The following is a 15,558-nucleotide window of genomic DNA, read 5'->3' as shown; positions in this document are numbered from 1 at the left end:
CGACTGGCCGGCACCCGAACCCGGGTGCCGGCCAGCGGCATGTCCGACCCCACCCACCCCCGCTCGCCCAAGCCCGGCTGCGCCCAAGCCCGGCTGCGCCCAAGCCCGGCTTACCGGAGGGTGCGGCGTCGTGCCGTGCCCAGGGTGTGGCGTCGTGCCGTGCGCGCAGGGTTCGGCTTCACGCCGGTTGCGGCTCGCCCGGGTCCGGCTCGCACGCTGTCTGCCGAGATCTTGGACAGTTTCCGTTCGGGCCGAACGGAAACTGTCCAAGATCTCGACGTGGGTCGGCGGCCACCCCGCCGGGAAGCGTCGCGGTTCGGGAGGCGCCGCGGTCCGGGAAGCGCCGCGGCCAGGGGAGGGCGCGAGCGTACAGTCGGGCGGTGGAGCGTACCGAATCGATGCTGGCACAGACCCGACCTCCCGGCGTGGCCGACGTCGATCCCGGCAGCGTGCTGCTGCCGGGCCACGACGTGCCGCTGGGGCGGTACACGACGGTCCGGCGGTTGTTGCCGCAGCGGCCTCGGCGGATGGTCGGCGCGTGGTGCTTCGTGGACCATTTTGGCCCGGACGACGTGGCGCAGCGGCCCGGCATGGAGGTGCCGCCGCACCCGCACACGGGTCTGCAGACGGTGACCTGGCTGCTCGACGGCGAAATCATTCACCGGGACAGTCTCGGCAACGTCCAGGCGATCCGGCCCGGCCAGCTGAACGTGATGACCTCCGGGCACGGCATCGCCCACTCGGAGCGGTCGCCGGCCACGCACCCGCCGGTCATGCACGGTGTGCAGCTCTGGGTGGCGCTGCCGGACCCCGCGCGGGCCGGCGACGCGGACTTCGCCCACCATGCCGACCTGCCACGCTGGCGAGACGGCGACGTGGACGCGACCCTGCTGGTCGGCGAGTTCGCCGGCCAGCGGTCCCCTGCTGTGGTGCACACCCCGCTGGTGGGCGTGCAGCTCGAGCTGGGCGGGTCGGCGCCGACCACCCTGCCGTTGCGGCCCGATTTCGAGTACGCCGTGCTGGCGATGTCCGGCTCCGCGGAGGCCGCCGGGGTGGGTTTCGAGCCGGGCGCGCTGCTGTACCTGGGTTCGGGTCGACGTGAGGTGACCGTGCGCGGCGGGGCGGGCGCACGGCTGTTGCTGCTGGGCGGTACGCCGTTCGAGGAGCCGCTGGTCATGTGGTGGAACTTCGTGGGCCGCTCGCACGAGGAGGTCGCCGCCGCACGGGAGGACTGGATGGCCGGCAGGCGTTTCGGGGTCGTGGCCGACGACGCGGCGTCACCGCTGCCGGCGCCCGCCCTGCCCACCACCCGACTCAAGGCCCGCGACCGCACCGGCGGCCTGCACGGCTGACCGGACGCGGCGGTTGACCGACGGCGGCGCGGGTAGTCGCCGGCATGGCGACGACTCTGATCACGCCCGTGGAGGACCGGAAACGCCTGGCCCGCCGCCTGGCCGGCAGTGGACGGGGCTTCGCCGAGCAGTACGGCTTCCGGGTGACGAACAATCCGGCGAGCCTGTTCCAGGTGCTCTACCTGGCGGTGCTGCTCGCCCGGCGGGGTGACTTCCGGCGGGCGTTGGACGGCGCGCGGGCGCTGCGCGACGAGGGGTGGGACAGCGCCGCACGGCTGGCCCGGTCGCTGCACACCGACCGGGTGCGGGTGCTGCGCGACAGTGGGCAGCGCGGTGACGTCGACGCGTTGGCCGACGTGCTGGGCGATCTGGCGCGGACGGTCGTCGAGCGGTACCGGGGCGACCTGCGCCGGTTGCGCGCGGTGGCGCACCACGAGCCGGCTGCCGAGCGCGCGCTCCTCGCCGACCTGCCCGGGGTGGACGAGCAGGTCGTCGAGCTGTTTCTGCGCGAGGCGCAGGCGCTGTGGCGGGAGGTGGCCCCCGTCGCGGACCGGCGGGCGCTGGTGGCGGCCCGCCGGCTCGGGCTGGGCCGCTCGGCCGATGACCTCGCCGGGTTGGCCAGCGGTGAGTCGGAACAGCTGGCGTGGCTGGTGGGGGCCCTGGCCCGGGTGGATCTGGAGCACCGGTACGCGGAGCTGACCGGTCACTCCTGACGTGCCCTGGCCCACAGTTCGGCAAAAACTGACCGTACGGAGGATGTTCTGTCGTATGGTTGTACCCGGCAGTGCTGGCCGCTCGGTTCGAGCGGCCATCCACCGCCTGGTGACCGCGACCGGTTCGGGAGCGGTTCACCGCCTGGGCAGGCCTGCGTGGCGCCCCCGGTCGCGGTTCGTGGCCACGGGGCGCCCGCCTGTCCCGGCGAACTCCCGCCCCGTGCCAACCCCGGGCCGCGGTCGAGCGCTCAGTGGGCCAGTCCCGCCAGCAGGTTCACGGTGACGGCGATGATGAACGCCCCGAACAGGTACGACACCATCGAGTGCCGCAGCACCGTACGGCGCATCTCGTTGCTGGTCAGGTTGGTGTCGGAGACCTGGAACGTCGCTCCGATGGTGAACGCCACGTACGCGAAGTCCGTGTACCGGGGCGGTTCCGGTTGGTTGAAGTTCACCCCGCCGTCGGGGCCGGTGTAGTAGATCCGGGCGTAGCGGGCCGCGAAGACTGTGTGCACCACCAGCCAGGACAGCAGCACGCTGAGGACGCCCAGCCCGCCGTACAGGTCGCGATGCAGGCCGGGCGGCGCCGCGTGGGCGCTGGCCACGACGAGGCCGACGGCCAGCAGGCTGGCGAGGCAGGCGATCAGCAGCACCACGTCGCGGGTGGCCCGGTTGGGGTCCTCGTGCACGGCGAGTTGGGCGGTGCGGGCGGCGTCCATCGGCCAGAGCTTGCGCCACACCAGCACCAGCCAGCTCAACGCGGCGGCGTCCCAGCCTGCCAGTGGGGCGAGCGACGGCGACAGTGTCAGGGCGAAGGCGCAGCCGGCGATGACGCCGGCGACCGCCACGACGACGAGCTGCGTCGCCGCCGGGGTGTGCCCGTCCGGGGGGCGGGACAGCGGACCGGTGCCGGTCATCGGCGGCTCACGGTCGGGTCCGCCACCGCCGGGTCAGATGCCGCGCAGATGCTGCGACACCCGGTTGTGCTTCTTGTCCCGGGCCTGCTCGGCGCGTTGTGCGGGGCCCACCTCGGGGGCGGCCTCGATGCCTGCGGACCGGGCCACCTCGTTGCCGTTGGCGTAGTCGACGGGCGGCAGGGCGCGCAGCGCCTTCAGCACGTCCGGCGGGGCGCCCTCGCGTTCGGCCTCGCGGACCACGTCGTCCTTCTCGGCCGGGTAGTCCAGGCTCGACAGGTACTGCAGGACGTCCGCGTAGCTCGCCATGTCTGGGGCTCCCTCGGGGCATCGATGTGGTCACGACCGGCGGCGGTTACCCGCCCGCCGCCCGCTCACGCCGACCCGAGCGAGGAAATCGCCCGCGCCGGCGGAGAAAGGCGGCGTCGTTTCCACGGCACGGCCGCGGGTACCCGCAGGCGCCGTCGACAAGCCCGAGGGAGTACGCGATGAACTACGACACCTTCGTCGATCAGGTTTCCCGGCGCACCCGGACGTCGTCCGAGCAGGCGGTCGAACTGACCCGGGCGGTGTTGGAGACGTTCGCCGAGCGGCTGACCGGCGGCGAGGTGCTGGACCTGGCCGCGCAGCTTCCGCAGCCGCTGCAACTGGTGCTCAAGCCGAGCCCGAGCACGGAACAGGCGGACCGGTTCGGTGCGGCGGAGTTCGTGGCGCGCGTCGCGTTGCGTGCCCGGGTGCAGGAGCCGGCCGCGCGCGATGCCGTCCGCGCGGTGTTCACCACCCTGCGCGAGGCGATCACGGGCGGGGAGTTCGACGACGTGGCGACCCAGTTGCCGCGTGACTACCGGGGTCTCGTGGAGCAGGCGATGGCGCCGGGCGCGACGTTGCGCCGCTCCTGACCGGTACGGCGCACAGCGGTTGGCCAGGGCAACCATCGACGTCCGGCTTGGCGTGTCGATCCGGCCTGGCCTAACCTTGTCGTGCGAGGGGAGTACTTCCCACGAACCATTCCGGTCAGTACGGCACGCCCGGCGTGCCTCGGGTGGTTGCCCATCATCGATGGGTGAAGGAGACCTCGAACATGACACGGTGTTCGAGGAGACCCAATGACCGAATTGTCATACCTGGCCGCGGCGAGCGACCTGTCGTCGGTGGGTACGCCCACGCTCTGGGCGCTGACCATCGCCGGCGTGGTGCTCCTGCTGGTGCTGGACTTCCTGGTGACGCGCAAGCCGCACGAGGTGTCCATGCGGGAGGCGCTCGGCTGGTCGGCGTTCTACGTCGCGCTGCCGCTCGCGTTCGGCGGTTGGGTCTGGTCCCGCTACGGCTCCGAGCAGGGCGTGCAGTACCTGACCGGTTACCTCGTGGAGAAGTCCCTCTCGGTCGACAACCTCTTCGTCTTCATGCTGCTGCTGGCCGCGTTCGCGGTGCCGGCCGTGCTCGCCCAGCGGGTGCTGCTCTACGGCATCGCCGGCGCGCTGGTGCTGCGGGCGGTCTTCATCGCCCTGGGCGCGGCGGCGTTGCAGACCCTCGACTTCGCGTTCCTGCTGTTCGCGATCATCCTCATCGCCACCGCGGTGAAGCTGCTGCGCGACGCCCTCGCCGGGCACCAGCAGGAGGTCGACATCAACACGATGCGCTCGGTGAAGCTGCTGCGCAGGATCATGCCGGTGGTCGACGAGTACCACGGCGCGCGGATGACCGTGCGACAGGGCGCGAAGCGGGCACTCACCCCGTTCGCCCTGGTGGTGGTCGCGGTGCTGGCCACCGACGTGGTCTTCGCCGTCGACTCGGTGCCGGCCGTCTACGGCATCACCGAGGACCCGTACCTGGTCTTCGCCACCAACGCGTTCGCCCTGCTCGGCCTGCGGGCGCTCTACTTCGTCCTGCATGCGGCGTTGAGCCGGCTGGTGCACCTCAGCTACGGCCTGGCGATCATCCTGGCGTTCATCGGCCTGAAGCTGGGACTGCACTGGGCGCACGGCATCTGGGCGAGCGTGCCGCAGATCCCCACCCTGGCCTCGCTCGGCGTGATCATCGGCGTGCTGATCGTGGTGACCCTGACCAGCCTGCGCGCCACCCGGGGCGACACACCCGAGCAGCGCGAGGTCGTCACGGAGCGACACTGACCACGCCGCGCCGGGCCGACGAGGGGGTACGCGGGAAAACTCCCACCCCGGCCGGCCCGGGTGGTACGACTGTGCCATGGGAATCGTGTCACCGGGCTTCTCGGGTCGGCCTCGAACGCAGGAGCCGGCCCTGCCACCCGGCCAGTACCTGACCGAGGACTTTCCGGTGCTGTCGGCCGGCCCGACACCCCGGGTCTCGCTGGACACCTGGGAGTTCGTCATCTCCGCCGAGAACGGCACCGAGTACCGGTGGTCGTGGCAGGAGCTGATGGCGCTCCCACAGGAGACGCCGATGGTCGACATCCACTGCGTCACCCACTGGTCGAAGCTCGGCACCACCTGGACCGGCGTCTCCCTGGACACCCTGCTCGACGGCGTGGACACCGGCGCGCACTTCGCTCTCGCCCACTCGTACGGCGGGTACACCACCAACCTGCCGCTGGACGACCTGCGCGGCGGCCGGGCCTGGGTGGCGCACACGTTCGACGGTGCGCCGCTGCCGGCCGAGCACGGCGGGCCGGCGCGGCTGCTGGTGCCGCACCTGTACTTCTGGAAGTCCGCCAAGTGGGTGCGCGGCATCCGGCTCAAGACGATGGACGAGCCGGGATTCTGGGAGACGGCCGGCTACCACGACTACGGCGACCCGTGGCGCGAGCAGCGGTACCAGGGTGACTGAGCGGGCCGTGGCGACGGGCACCCCGGCCCGCGCGCCGATCAAGTGGCAGGTGGCGCGGCTGGTGGAGCGCCGGGTCGAGACGGCGACGGCGCAGACGCTTGTGCTGGAGGTGCCGGACTGGCCGGGGCACCTGCCCGGGCAGCACGTCGACGTGCGGTTGACAGCGCCGGACGGCTACCAGGCCGCCCGGTCGTACTCGATCGCCGGACCGGCAGTGGACGGCCCCGGCGGCCCGCGCATCGAGGTGACAGTCCAGCGGGTGCCCGACGGCGAGGTGTCGCCGTACCTCATCGATGTCTTCGGCGCCGGTGACCCGGTGGAGGTCCGCGGACCGCTCGGTGGTTGGTTCATCTGGCGGTCGGAGGACACCGCGCCGGTGCAGCTGGTCGCGGGTGGCTCCGGCATCGTGCCGCTGATGGCGATGATCCGGGCGCGGCGGGCGGTCGGCAGCAAGGTGCCGTTCCGGCTGATCTACTCGGTGCGTACGGCGCAGGACGTGATCTACGCCGACGAGCTGCGCCGCCGCGGCCGCGACGACTTCGGCCTCGACGTGGCGTATGTGTACACCCGTGAGGCGCCCGACGGCTGGCGCGGCGAGCCGCACCGGGTCGGGCTGGCCGACGTGAACACCCACGGCTGGCCGCCGGACCTGGAACCGCTCACCTACGTGTGCGGCCCGACCGGGTTCGTGGAGGCCGTGGCCGATCTGCTGGTGGGCCTGGGCCACTCGTCGCGGCGGATCAGGACCGAACGCTTCGGCCCCACCGGCTGAGAGCCCGCCCCGCAACGTCGAGGAGACCCGATGACCGAGATGTCGTACCTGGACGGCAACATGCTCGACGGCCCGATGCGCGAGCTGTTCACCGTCGACCTGAGCACCGCGATGGGCCGCTGCGAGAACTGCGGGATGACCGGCTCGATGGCCAGCCTGCACGTCTACTCGCACGCCCCGGGCCTGGTCGCGCGCTGTCCGTCCTGCGAGTCGGTGATGGTGCGGCTGGTCCGCGCACCGGACCGGGCCTGGCTGGACATGCGCGGCGTCACCTACCTCCAGGTGCCGATGCCGATGGAGCAGACGCTTCCCGAGCCGCTCTGACCGCTCGCTCGGCGCTCGCGCCGCTGCGGCAGACTGGCCGGATGAGCACCGGTCGGTGGCAGGGCGTACCCCTGCGGGTCCGGTTGGTCGTGTCAGCGGCCGTGCTGGTCTTCGCCTACGGCGCCGTCGTGCACGTCCTCCAGGTGCTGGTCCCCGGGCTGCGACCGCAGGTCGCCCTGCCCGGGTGGCTCGCTGTCTACTTCGCGTCCCTGACCCTGTGGGATCCGTTGGCGGCACTGCTCTTGGCGGCTCGCCGCCCGGTGGGGCTCGCGCTGGGCTGCGCCGTGCTGGTGACCGACGCCGCCGCGAACGGGTACGCCAACTACGTGCTCGACCCCGCCGGTGGCGTCACCCCGGGCCGGATCGGGCAGGCCGTGATCACCGCCCTCGCCGTCGCCCTCGTCGCGCTCACCCCGTGGCTGGCCCGGTGGTACGCCGCCGGGTCAGTCACGGGGCGATGAGCGGTCGGCGTCACCAGGCCGCCGGACGGCGACGACGTGGCCTATCTCGACAATCCTCTACAGGGGACGGTCGTCGAGCGCAGCGCCGACGTAAGCGCGTGCTGCCTCTTCCCGACGACCCTGATCCGGTGTGCCGAACTCAGCGCACGATCTCCGCGAGCACGTCGACCTGCCCGGGGTCAGCGCCGTAGCAGTACAACACCAGTTCGTCCGCGCCGAACTCCCGGTACGCGGCCACGGTGTCGGCGATCTGCGCCGGATCGCTCAGCGGCTCACCCCAACCGGGCCGGCCGGTGAACGCGTAGTAGGCGGCGATGGCGGCACGCGCCTCGTCGATCGTGGCGGGCGAGCCGACCGCGACGTTTACCTGACACACCAGGCGCGGTCGGCCGGCACGGCCCGCTGCCTCCCACCCCTCCTGCACGGTACGGACCAGGGGGCCGGCCCAGGTCAGGGGTGCTGCGCAGACGAACCCGTCGGCGTACCGCCCGACGCGTCGCAGTGCCGGCGCGGCGAACCCTCCGATCAGCAGCGGTGGCCCCCCGGGCGTGATGGGGCGGGGCCCGATCGTCGTCCCGCGGTACGGCTGGCCCCGCCAGATCTCACGCAGGGCGGCGAGTTGCGCGTCGAGCAGCCGACCCCGCTGCCCGATCGGCGTGCCGGCGGCAACGTGGTCGTCGTCGCGACCACCGACGCCGATGCCGAGGACGAACCGGCCGGCGGACATGCGGTCGAGGGTGGCGACCTGCTTGGCCAGCAGGGCGGTCTCCCGCAGCGGGCCCAGCAGGACTTCCGTCTGGAGGCGGATGCGCGTCGTGGCGCCGGCGAGGACCGCCAGGGCGGTCAACGGTTCGGGATTGTCGAACGTGAGGCGGTCCAGCAGAGCGAGGCTGTCGAAGCCGCGTGCTTCGGCGGCGGTGGCCCAGTCGAGCAGGCGGGCCGGTGCGCTGATGGGCAGGCCGAGGCCGATGTCCATGTCGATCTCCGTACGATAGGCAGCGTGAACTGAAGCCGCCACCTCCTCCTCGCCCACGGCGAGGTCCCGAGTTCATCTGCGACGTGTTTCTCGAACCAGGGATACGAAGTTCCGCGGCAATACTACGCGGCATCCACCGGAGCGTCCCGCCGCCCCGGTGGGCGGTGATCGACTCCGTTTCACGGAAATCGGGGCGTCCGAGCGCACGGGACACCCCGACTTCAAGGATGCCGAGTCGATCAACCGCCGCCGTATCGAAACTCGGGTGCGGGCGGCGCGGCCGGATCCGTAGGCTCCGATCTCCGGCCCGTCCGGGCTGTCCCCTTCAGGGATCGGAGATGAGCGCAGCGATGGCAAGTCACCTCTTCGCGGTGTGTTTCGGCGCGAACGAACCCCTGCGTGTCGCACGGTTCTGGTCCGAGATCCTGGGCCGGGAGCTGGTCGACGACCCTCGCGACGGCGTCCTCGTGCTGCCCGACGACAAGAGCGGCTTCCGGCTGCGCTTTCCGCGGATCCCGGAGCCGAAGGTCCTGCAGAACCCCGCACACCTCGAACTGACAAGCGACTCGCCGGAACACCAGCGGCAGACGGTGGCCAGGGCGCTGGAGCTGGGCGCGCGGCACACCGACGTCGGTCAACTCCCGGAGGAGAGCCACGTCGTGCTTGCCGACCCGGAGGGCAACGAGTTCTGCGTCCTCGGGCCGGGCAGCGTGTTCCTCGCCGGCTGCGGCTTCCTCGGTGATGTGGCCTGCGACGGAACGCGGGCCGTCGGCTACTTCTGGAGCGAGGCACTCGGCTGGCCGCTGGTCTGGGACCAGGACGAGGAGACCGCCATCCAGTCACCCCTGGGCGGCCCGAAGATCGCCTGGGGTGGTCCGCCGTTGATGCCCAAGGGGACCAGGGACCGGGTGACGTTCGACCTCGCCGTCGACGACGGCGACGACCCGCAGGCCGAGGTCGACCGCCTGCTCTCCCTCGGCGCGACAGTGGTCGGCACCGAGGGGGAGGGCGCGGTGGTGCTGGCCGACCCCGACGGCACCGAGTTCCGCCTGCTGACGCGCCGCTAGGTTCGAACCTGCACGACGTGGGGTGCCAGAGAGCCTGGCTAGGCTGGACGCGTGACTGACGCGGCGGGACCGATCGAGCCGTCCGGGGTGTGGGCCACAGCCGTGGGCGTGGCCCGGGTGCGAGCGATGGAGACGGCACGCGAGCAGCCGCTGTTCCGGGACCCGCTGGCGCTTGCCTTCGCCACGGCCGGTGGGAGGGCCCCCGGGACGCCGCCGCCCCCGCACGCGGACGAGGCGGCGCGACGCCGCTGGCTCGGTGTGGCCTTCTCGATCGTCATCCGGACGAAGTTCCTGGACGACCTGCTGGATAAGGCGGTCGGGTCCGGCGTCCGGCAGGTCGTGCTGCTCGGCGCCGGGATGGACAGCAGGGCCTTCCGGATGGACTGGCCGGCGGGCACCCGGTTGTTCGAGGTCGACACGGCCGAACCGCTCGGCTTCAAGGCCGCGGTGCTGCGTCAGGAGCGTGCCGCTCCGCGCTGCGAGCGGATCACCGTCCCGGTCGACCTCCGTGAGGACTGGCCCGGCGCCCTGGCCGCGGCCGGGCACGACCCGGCGCAGCCGACGGTGTGGATCGCCGAAGGGCTGCTGATCTATCTACCCCAGGACGCGGTGGAGTCGCTGCTCGAACGGGTCGGCGCGCTGTCCGCCCCGGGCAGCCGGATGGGTCTCACCCTGGGCTCGCGCGGTGTGGTCGACCGCTTTCGCGAGGACGCCGCCTCGGGATCGGCGGCGTCGATGTGGCTCTCGGAGATGCCGGAGGACCCGGTCGGCTGGCTGGCCGGCCTCGGCTGGGAGGCGGAAACCTTCACCCTGCGCGAGCGCGCCGCGGCCTACGGGCGGCCGGTGCTCACCCCGCCGCAGCAGGACGAGGGCGTGGGCGGGCTCGTCTCAGCGGTGCGCGCCGCGCCCTGAGCACGCATGGTTACGGCACCTGTGCGGCCGAAGGTTCGCCGGGGCGAACAACGGCCGCGCCGCGCGGATGACGAGGGTACGGGTCAGGCCGGCGTGAGGAGGCAGAACTCGTTGCCCTCCGGGTCGGCCAGGACGGTCCACGCGACGGTGCCCCCGCCCAGGTCGGCGTCGGTGGCGCCGAGAGACCGTAGTCGGGCCGCCTCGGCCTCCAGGTCATCGCCCGGGTAGGGGCGGACGTCGAGATGGACGCGATTCCACACTGTCTTCACGTCGGGCGTACGGAGAAACTGGAGGTACGGGCCGACGCCCTGCGCCGAGCGCAGCACCGCGCTGTGGTCGGTCACCTTGTGCACGGTCCAGTCCGTGGCCTCGCCCCAGAAGCGGGCCATGAGACGCGGATCCGCGCAGTCGACCACCACCGACGCGATCGGGCCGGTTTCCTCGTAGAGCGAGTCCAGCACGCAGAACTCGTTGCCCTCCGGGTCGGCCATCACCGTCCAGGGCACGTCGCCCTGGCCCACGTCCGCGAGGGTCGCGCCGAGACCCGTCAGCCGCGCCACCACCTCCGCCTGGTGTTCCGCCGAGGTGGTCGCCAGGTCGACGTGCACGCGGTTCTTCACCGTCTTGGGTTCCGCGGAGACGACGAGGTCGATGCAGACGGCGACGGGATCGGGGTAGACGAAGCCCTCGGGTTCGAGGTTGGTGACACCCGGTCCCTCGCTGGAGATCCCCCAGTCGAGCGCCTTCGCCCAGAAACCGCCCAGGGCGGCGTCGTCGCGAGCCTTCATGTTGATCTGCACAAGCCGCGTTGCCATGCCGACGATCCTAAGCAGGCGCGCGGCCGGTGCGAACACCCCCTGCCATCGGGCTGCGGGCGGCCTGCCGGTTGGACAACGGCCGGGCCGGTCGGTCAGAGTGGTCCGCCGTGAGATACCTGCGCAGCGGTGGTCCCGCCGCGATCCGGCGACCCCGGCCCACCGACGTCGACGAGTTCGTGGCGGCCACGCGGCGCAGCCGGGACCTGCACCATCCGTGGCTGGCCGCGCCGACGAGCCCGCAGGAGTACGACAACTATCTGCGTCGCATCCGCCGGCGGGACAGCGCCGGCTACCTGATCTGCGACCGGGCCAGCGGCGCGATCGCCGGCTACGTGAACATCAGCGGCATCGTGCTGGGCGCGCTGCGCGGCGGTTACCTGGGGTACGCGGCGTTCGAGCCGTACAGCGGCACCGGCCACGCCTCGGCGGGCATCGCGCTGGTGATCGACCACGCGTTCACGGCGGCCGGGCTGCACCGCCTGGAGGCGAACATCCAGCCGGGCAACGAACCGTCGCGGCGGGTGGCCCGCAAGCTCGGCTTCCGCCTGGAGGGCTTCTCCCCGGACTACCTGTTCATCGACGGCGCGTGGCGCGACCACGAACGCTGGGCGATAACCGCCCCCACCCCCGCGTGATCAAGAGGTTGCGTCACGACACAGTGACGCGAACCTCTTGATCAAGACGGGTCAGGCGCCGGGTCGGGGGAAGGCTACCGGGCTTCTGCGGCCCTCCCGGTCCACGGCGCGGATGCCGAAGAAGACGTTGTCCTTGGACAGGTCGATGCTGACCTCGGTGACGTCACCGACTCCGATCACCCGCTGCCACTCGGCGGCAGTGGTCTCCCGCCACACCACCTCGTAGCCGGCCAGGCCCGGCTCGTCGCCGCGCTGCCAGCGCAGCGTCGTGTTGTTGGTCAGGTCGGTGGTCACGATGATCGCGCCCTTGGGCGTACCGGGGGCCTGGGCCAGCGACCACAGCGCCGCGCCGTTGACCCGGGCTACCCGGGCGATGTACGCGAAGTCGCAGAACTCGGGCAGGTCACCGAACTGTTGACCGTCCTGCACGCGGACGTCCTGGTGCTGGTGGGCGAAGTCCTCGTTCGGCTCGGTGTACCGCGCCGCCGGCCAGCCCTCGCGCAGGAACGAGATGTGGTCGCTGCCGCGCAGGTAGCGGTCCCGTCGATAGATCACCCGCACCCGCATGCCCGTCGCGTCGTTCTCCGCCACGTCCCTGACGAACCGGGCGAGCTGCCGCGACGATGAGTCGTTCTCGCCGCCGACGGACTGCCGGGTGGTGGCCTCCGCAGGTGTCTCGGCGGTCGGCACCCCCTCGGCGAAGAGGCGCACCGCGTACGGATCGCGGGTGCCGTCGTCGGCGGTGCTGCTGCCCACGATGTCGTCGCTGAACATGCCCTGCACGTCCGCGCCGGCGGCCTTGAGCTGCGCGGCCAGGTACGCCGAGCCGTACAGGCCCTGCTCCTCGGCGGCGACCGCGGCGAAGACAACGGTGGCGGCGGTGGGTCGGGTGGCCATCAGTCGGGCCAGTTCCAGCACCACTGCCACGCCGGACGCGTCGTCGTCCGCGCCGGGCGCGTCGCTGACGGCGTCCATCACGTCGGTGACCCGGGAGTCGTAGTGGCCGGTCACCACGTAGGTGCGGTTCGGGGAGGACTGGCCGCGCAGGGTGGCCACCACGTTGGTGATCCGGGTGGCGGTGGGGATCCGCGAGGCGGGCTGCTGCACGTACGACTGGAGTTCGACTGTCATCCGGCCGCCGGAGGTGGCCGCGTACTCCTGAAGGCGGGCGTGGATCCAGTCCCGGGCGGCGCCGATGCCCCGCTGGGGGTCGTCCTGGCTGGAGAGGGTGTGCCGGGTGCCGAACGCGACCAGCCGGCGCACGATCGCCTCGATCCGGCGGGGATCGACCTGGCGCAGCAGCTCCCGCAGCTCGCGCTCGGGGCGTTGCGCGTGGACCGGGCGGCCGGGCCCGGCGGGGACGGCGTCAGCGGCCGCGGGTGCGGCCAGCGAGGGCGCCGCGACGGTGGCGGCGGTCGCCGCGGTGACGGCTGCGGAGGCGGACAGGAAGGTGCGGCGGGTGGGCCTCGTGGGCCGCGCGCCGGTGTCGTCTGATCCCATTCCGGCATCCTGCCCATCGATTGCGGTGTCTGTCCATATCGTTCGGTGTCCATGGTGATGGAGTTTTCACCCGGATTGGGTGATGACGTCTCGTGTCGACGTTCCTACGGTGGGTGTCATGGCTGCCGTGCGCGCGACCCCCGCCAACCCGACCGTCGGCCTCGCTCAGACGACGGGGATGAGCGGCGACCAGCGGGCGATGCCACCCGAGCTGGGCCCCGACTCCCTCGCCGTGCTCAGTGGCCCCACCTTCATGTACTCGAATTCGAGCGGCGACGTCCCGCCGGGCAGCATCGGCGGGCTCGTGCACCTGGACACCCGGCTGGTCAGCGGCTGGACCCTCACCGTCAACGGTGGCCAGCTGCTGGTGTTGCGGGCCAAGACCATCGAGCACTACTCCGCGCAGTACGTGCTCACCAACCCGGAGCTGCCCGGGCTGCCGCCGAACGGTCTCGCCGTCCGGCGGTTGCGCTACGTCGGCGACGGCTTCCACGAGCGGCTGGAGCTGGTGTCGTACCAGCCCGAGCCGGTGCGGGTGGAGCTGCGCCTTGCCGTCGACGTGGACTTCGCCGACCTGTTCGAGGTCAAGTCGGTGGTCCGGGACCGCTCCGCGCAGATCGTCCGCGCCCACGCCGCCGACGGCTCCGAGCTGTGCTTCTCCTACCGCCACGGAGACTTCACCGCGGAGACCCGGGTGCGCTGCGCGACCCCGGCGGACCGGATCGAGGGGGACGATCTGGTCTGGGACCTGCACCTGCGTCCGCGCGACAACTGGCTGGTGGACCTGCACGTGCCGCTGGCGCCGGGCCTGGGCGTGGTCGAACCGGTGCGGGGCGACATCATCGACGTCATTCAAGGCCGGGCCGAAGACCCGCTGCGCCGGTGGACCGAGGACCGGGCCGTGCTGCGCAGTGACAGCCAGGCGCTGGAATGCGCCGTGCGTCAGTCCCGCGACGACCTGGCGGCGCTGCGGCTCGACCTGGAGGTCAAAGGTCAGCGGATCCTGCTGCCCGGCGCGGGGCTGCCCTGGTTCCTCAGCGTCTTCGGGCGGGACACGCTGATCACCGCGTACCAGACGTTGGTGGCCGGGCCGGCGCTGGCCAAGGGGGCGCTGCTCGCGCTCGCCCGACTGCAGGGCGATGCCTGTGACGACTTCACCGACGAGGAGCCCGGCAAGATCCTGCACGAGGTCCGCAGCGGCGAGCTGACCCGCAGCGGCCAGAAGCCGTACGGGCCGTACTACGGCACCGCCGACGCCACCCAGCTCTGGCTGATCCTGCTCTCGGAGTACTGGCGGTGGACCGGCGACGACGAGACCGTCCGGCACCTGCGCGACAACGCGATGGCCGCGCTGCGGTGGATCGACGAGTACGGCGACCGCGACGGCGACGGCTTCGTGGAGTACGCCACCCGGTCCCCGGAAGGGCTGGGCAACCAGTGCTGGCGGGACTCGCCGGACGGCGTCTGCTTCGCCGACGGGCGTATCCCGGTGCTGCCGCTGGCAACCGCCGACATCCAGGGCTACACCTTCGACGCGAAGGTGCGCCTGGCCGAGCTGTTCGACGGCCCGCTGGGCGACCCCACCCTGGCGGCACGGCTGCGCGACGAGGCCGGCACCCTGTACAAGCGGTTCAACCGGGACTTCTGGATCGACGAGCGGGGCGGCTACTACGCGGTGGCCCTCGACGGCGACAAGAACGTGGTCGACTCCAAGACGTCCAGCATGGGTCACCTGCTGTGGAGCGGCATCGTGGCGCCGGGGCGGGCGGATGCGGTGGTGCGCCAGCTCATGTCGCCCGACATGTTCTCCGGCTGGGGAATCCGGACGCTGTCCGCCGAGGAACGCCTCTACCGGCCCCTCGGCTACCACCTGGGCACGGTCTGGCCGCACGACAACTCGCTGATCGCGCTCGGCCTGGCCCGCTACGGCTACCGGGCGGAGGCGAACCGGATCAGCCTGGCGATGATCGACGCGGCCGAGCAGTTCGACCACCGGCTGCCCGAGGCGCTCAGCGGGTCCGACCGGCAACGGCTGCTGTTCGCCATCCCGTATCCCACCGCGTGCAGCCCGCAGGCGTGGGCGGCCGGCACGCCGCTGGCGCTGGTCCGCGCGATGCTGGGGCTCAACCCGGTCGAGGGTCGGCTCGTGCTCGACCCGGCGGTTCCACCGGAGGTCGGCCGGATCTCGGCCAACCGGGTGCGGGCCTTCGGTGAGGAGTGGGGTGTGGAGGCGGTGGGCTCCAGCGGTCGCGTCTGGCTCGAGCGGAGCTGACCGTACGCGGGCGCTTCGACGTTTGTCCGGGGCTGCG

Annotated in this window: 17 protein-coding genes; 12 read left to right on the top strand and 5 right to left on the bottom strand. The window is 72.1% G+C overall.

Going from position 1 to position 15,558, the window contains the following annotated elements; genetic code table 11:
- Positions 1 to 380: 380 nt before the first annotated feature.
- Both ACGFIE_RS10455 and ACGFIE_RS10450 read left to right on the top strand, forming a co-directional pair.
- Positions 381 to 1,352, top strand: a complete 972-nt coding sequence (locus ACGFIE_RS10455; protein WP_363685482.1) for a pirin family protein — start codon at positions 381 to 383, stop codon at positions 1,350 to 1,352.
- A gap of 44 nt (positions 1,353 to 1,396) precedes the next feature.
- Positions 1,397 to 2,065: a hypothetical protein gene (locus ACGFIE_RS10450; RefSeq protein WP_393293167.1), complete on the top strand. Its 669-nt coding sequence runs from the start codon at positions 1,397 to 1,399 to the stop codon at positions 2,063 to 2,065.
- A gap of 248 nt (positions 2,066 to 2,313) precedes the next feature.
- Here the strand turns inward: ACGFIE_RS10450 and ACGFIE_RS10445 are convergent, their stop codons facing one another.
- Positions 2,314 to 2,982, bottom strand: coding sequence for a DUF1345 domain-containing protein (locus tag ACGFIE_RS10445; protein WP_363685486.1), 669 nt, complete (start codon positions 2,980 to 2,982; stop codon positions 2,314 to 2,316).
- Positions 2,983 to 3,015: 33 nt separating this feature from the next.
- Positions 3,016 to 3,288: a DUF2795 domain-containing protein gene (locus ACGFIE_RS10440; RefSeq protein WP_363685488.1), complete on the bottom strand. Its 273-nt coding sequence runs from the start codon at positions 3,286 to 3,288 to the stop codon at positions 3,016 to 3,018.
- A 179-nt stretch (positions 3,289 to 3,467) separates the two neighbouring features.
- Here ACGFIE_RS10440 and ACGFIE_RS10435 point away from each other — a divergent pair, with 179 nt between their 5' ends.
- The 6 genes from ACGFIE_RS10435 to ACGFIE_RS10410 all read left to right on the top strand — a co-directional run bounded on the left by ACGFIE_RS10435 (position 3,468) and on the right by ACGFIE_RS10410 (position 7,341).
- Positions 3,468 to 3,878, top strand: coding sequence for a DUF2267 domain-containing protein (locus tag ACGFIE_RS10435; RefSeq protein ID WP_393293165.1), 411 nt, complete (start codon positions 3,468 to 3,470; stop codon positions 3,876 to 3,878).
- A 207-nt stretch (positions 3,879 to 4,085) separates the two neighbouring features.
- Complete coding sequence (locus tag ACGFIE_RS10430) at positions 4,086 to 5,108, top strand: TerC/Alx family metal homeostasis membrane protein (protein ID WP_393293163.1); 1,023 nt, start codon at positions 4,086 to 4,088, stop codon at positions 5,106 to 5,108.
- Positions 5,109 to 5,184: 76 nt separating this feature from the next.
- Positions 5,185 to 5,784 (top strand): sulfite oxidase-like oxidoreductase, encoded by a 600-nt coding sequence (locus ACGFIE_RS10425; RefSeq protein WP_363685494.1) that lies wholly within the window; start codon positions 5,185 to 5,187, stop codon positions 5,782 to 5,784.
- A gap of 7 nt (positions 5,785 to 5,791) precedes the next feature.
- Complete coding sequence (locus ACGFIE_RS10420) at positions 5,792 to 6,556, top strand: ferredoxin reductase (RefSeq protein ID WP_358111825.1); 765 nt, start codon at positions 5,792 to 5,794, stop codon at positions 6,554 to 6,556.
- A gap of 30 nt (positions 6,557 to 6,586) precedes the next feature.
- Complete coding sequence (locus ACGFIE_RS10415) at positions 6,587 to 6,880, top strand: DUF6510 family protein (RefSeq protein WP_007459518.1); 294 nt, start codon at positions 6,587 to 6,589, stop codon at positions 6,878 to 6,880.
- A gap of 41 nt (positions 6,881 to 6,921) precedes the next feature.
- The gene (locus ACGFIE_RS10410) at positions 6,922 to 7,341 is read left to right on the top strand and encodes a hypothetical protein (protein WP_393293160.1); all 420 of its coding nucleotides are present in this window, start codon (positions 6,922 to 6,924) and stop codon (positions 7,339 to 7,341) included.
- Between the two features lie 139 nt (positions 7,342 to 7,480).
- Here ACGFIE_RS10410 and ACGFIE_RS10405 read toward each other — a convergent pair whose 3' ends face one another.
- Positions 7,481 to 8,317 carry an LLM class flavin-dependent oxidoreductase gene (locus tag ACGFIE_RS10405; RefSeq protein ID WP_393293157.1) on the bottom strand — a complete coding sequence of 279 codons (837 nt, stop codon included), beginning with the start codon at positions 8,315 to 8,317 and terminating at the stop codon, positions 7,481 to 7,483.
- Between the two features lie 350 nt (positions 8,318 to 8,667).
- Here ACGFIE_RS10405 and ACGFIE_RS10400 point away from each other — a divergent pair, with 350 nt between their 5' ends.
- Together ACGFIE_RS10400 and ACGFIE_RS10395 are read left to right on the top strand one after the other, a co-directional pair.
- Positions 8,668 to 9,384 carry a VOC family protein gene (locus tag ACGFIE_RS10400; RefSeq protein WP_393293219.1) on the top strand — a complete coding sequence of 239 codons (717 nt, stop codon included), beginning with the start codon at positions 8,668 to 8,670 and terminating at the stop codon, positions 9,382 to 9,384.
- 51 nt (positions 9,385 to 9,435) lie between these two features.
- Positions 9,436 to 10,296, top strand: coding sequence for a class I SAM-dependent methyltransferase (locus ACGFIE_RS10395; RefSeq protein WP_393293155.1), 861 nt, complete (start codon positions 9,436 to 9,438; stop codon positions 10,294 to 10,296).
- Positions 10,297 to 10,379: 83 nt separating this feature from the next.
- On the opposite strand, the gene ACGFIE_RS10390 is transcribed toward ACGFIE_RS10395, so the two are convergent.
- A complete protein-coding gene (locus tag ACGFIE_RS10390; protein ID WP_393293152.1) occupies positions 10,380 to 11,111 on the bottom strand; it encodes a VOC family protein in 732 nt (243 codons plus the stop codon).
- Positions 11,112 to 11,221: 110 nt separating this feature from the next.
- On the opposite strand from ACGFIE_RS10390, the gene ACGFIE_RS10385 reads away from it, so the two are divergent.
- Positions 11,222 to 11,749, top strand: coding sequence for a GNAT family N-acetyltransferase (locus ACGFIE_RS10385; protein ID WP_393293150.1), 528 nt, complete (start codon positions 11,222 to 11,224; stop codon positions 11,747 to 11,749).
- 51 nt (positions 11,750 to 11,800) lie between these two features.
- Here the strand turns inward: ACGFIE_RS10385 and ACGFIE_RS10380 are convergent, their stop codons facing one another.
- Positions 11,801 to 13,249, bottom strand: coding sequence for a M20/M25/M40 family metallo-hydrolase (locus ACGFIE_RS10380; protein WP_393293148.1), 1,449 nt, complete (start codon positions 13,247 to 13,249; stop codon positions 11,801 to 11,803).
- A 118-nt stretch (positions 13,250 to 13,367) separates the two neighbouring features.
- Here ACGFIE_RS10380 and ACGFIE_RS10375 point away from each other — a divergent pair, with 118 nt between their 5' ends.
- The gene (locus ACGFIE_RS10375; protein ID WP_393293146.1) at positions 13,368 to 15,521 is read left to right on the top strand and encodes a glycogen debranching N-terminal domain-containing protein; all 2,154 of its coding nucleotides are present in this window, start codon (positions 13,368 to 13,370) and stop codon (positions 15,519 to 15,521) included.
- The last annotated feature ends 37 nt before the right edge of the window (positions 15,522 to 15,558 follow it).

Origin of the sequence: Micromonospora sp. NPDC049275 (assembly GCF_043197115.1) — a bacterium.
Taxonomy (GTDB): domain Bacteria; phylum Actinomycetota; class Actinomycetes; order Mycobacteriales; family Micromonosporaceae; genus Micromonospora.
The sequence above is the reverse complement of the archived record's forward strand: the minus strand, read 5'-3'. Positions and strand labels throughout refer to the sequence as shown.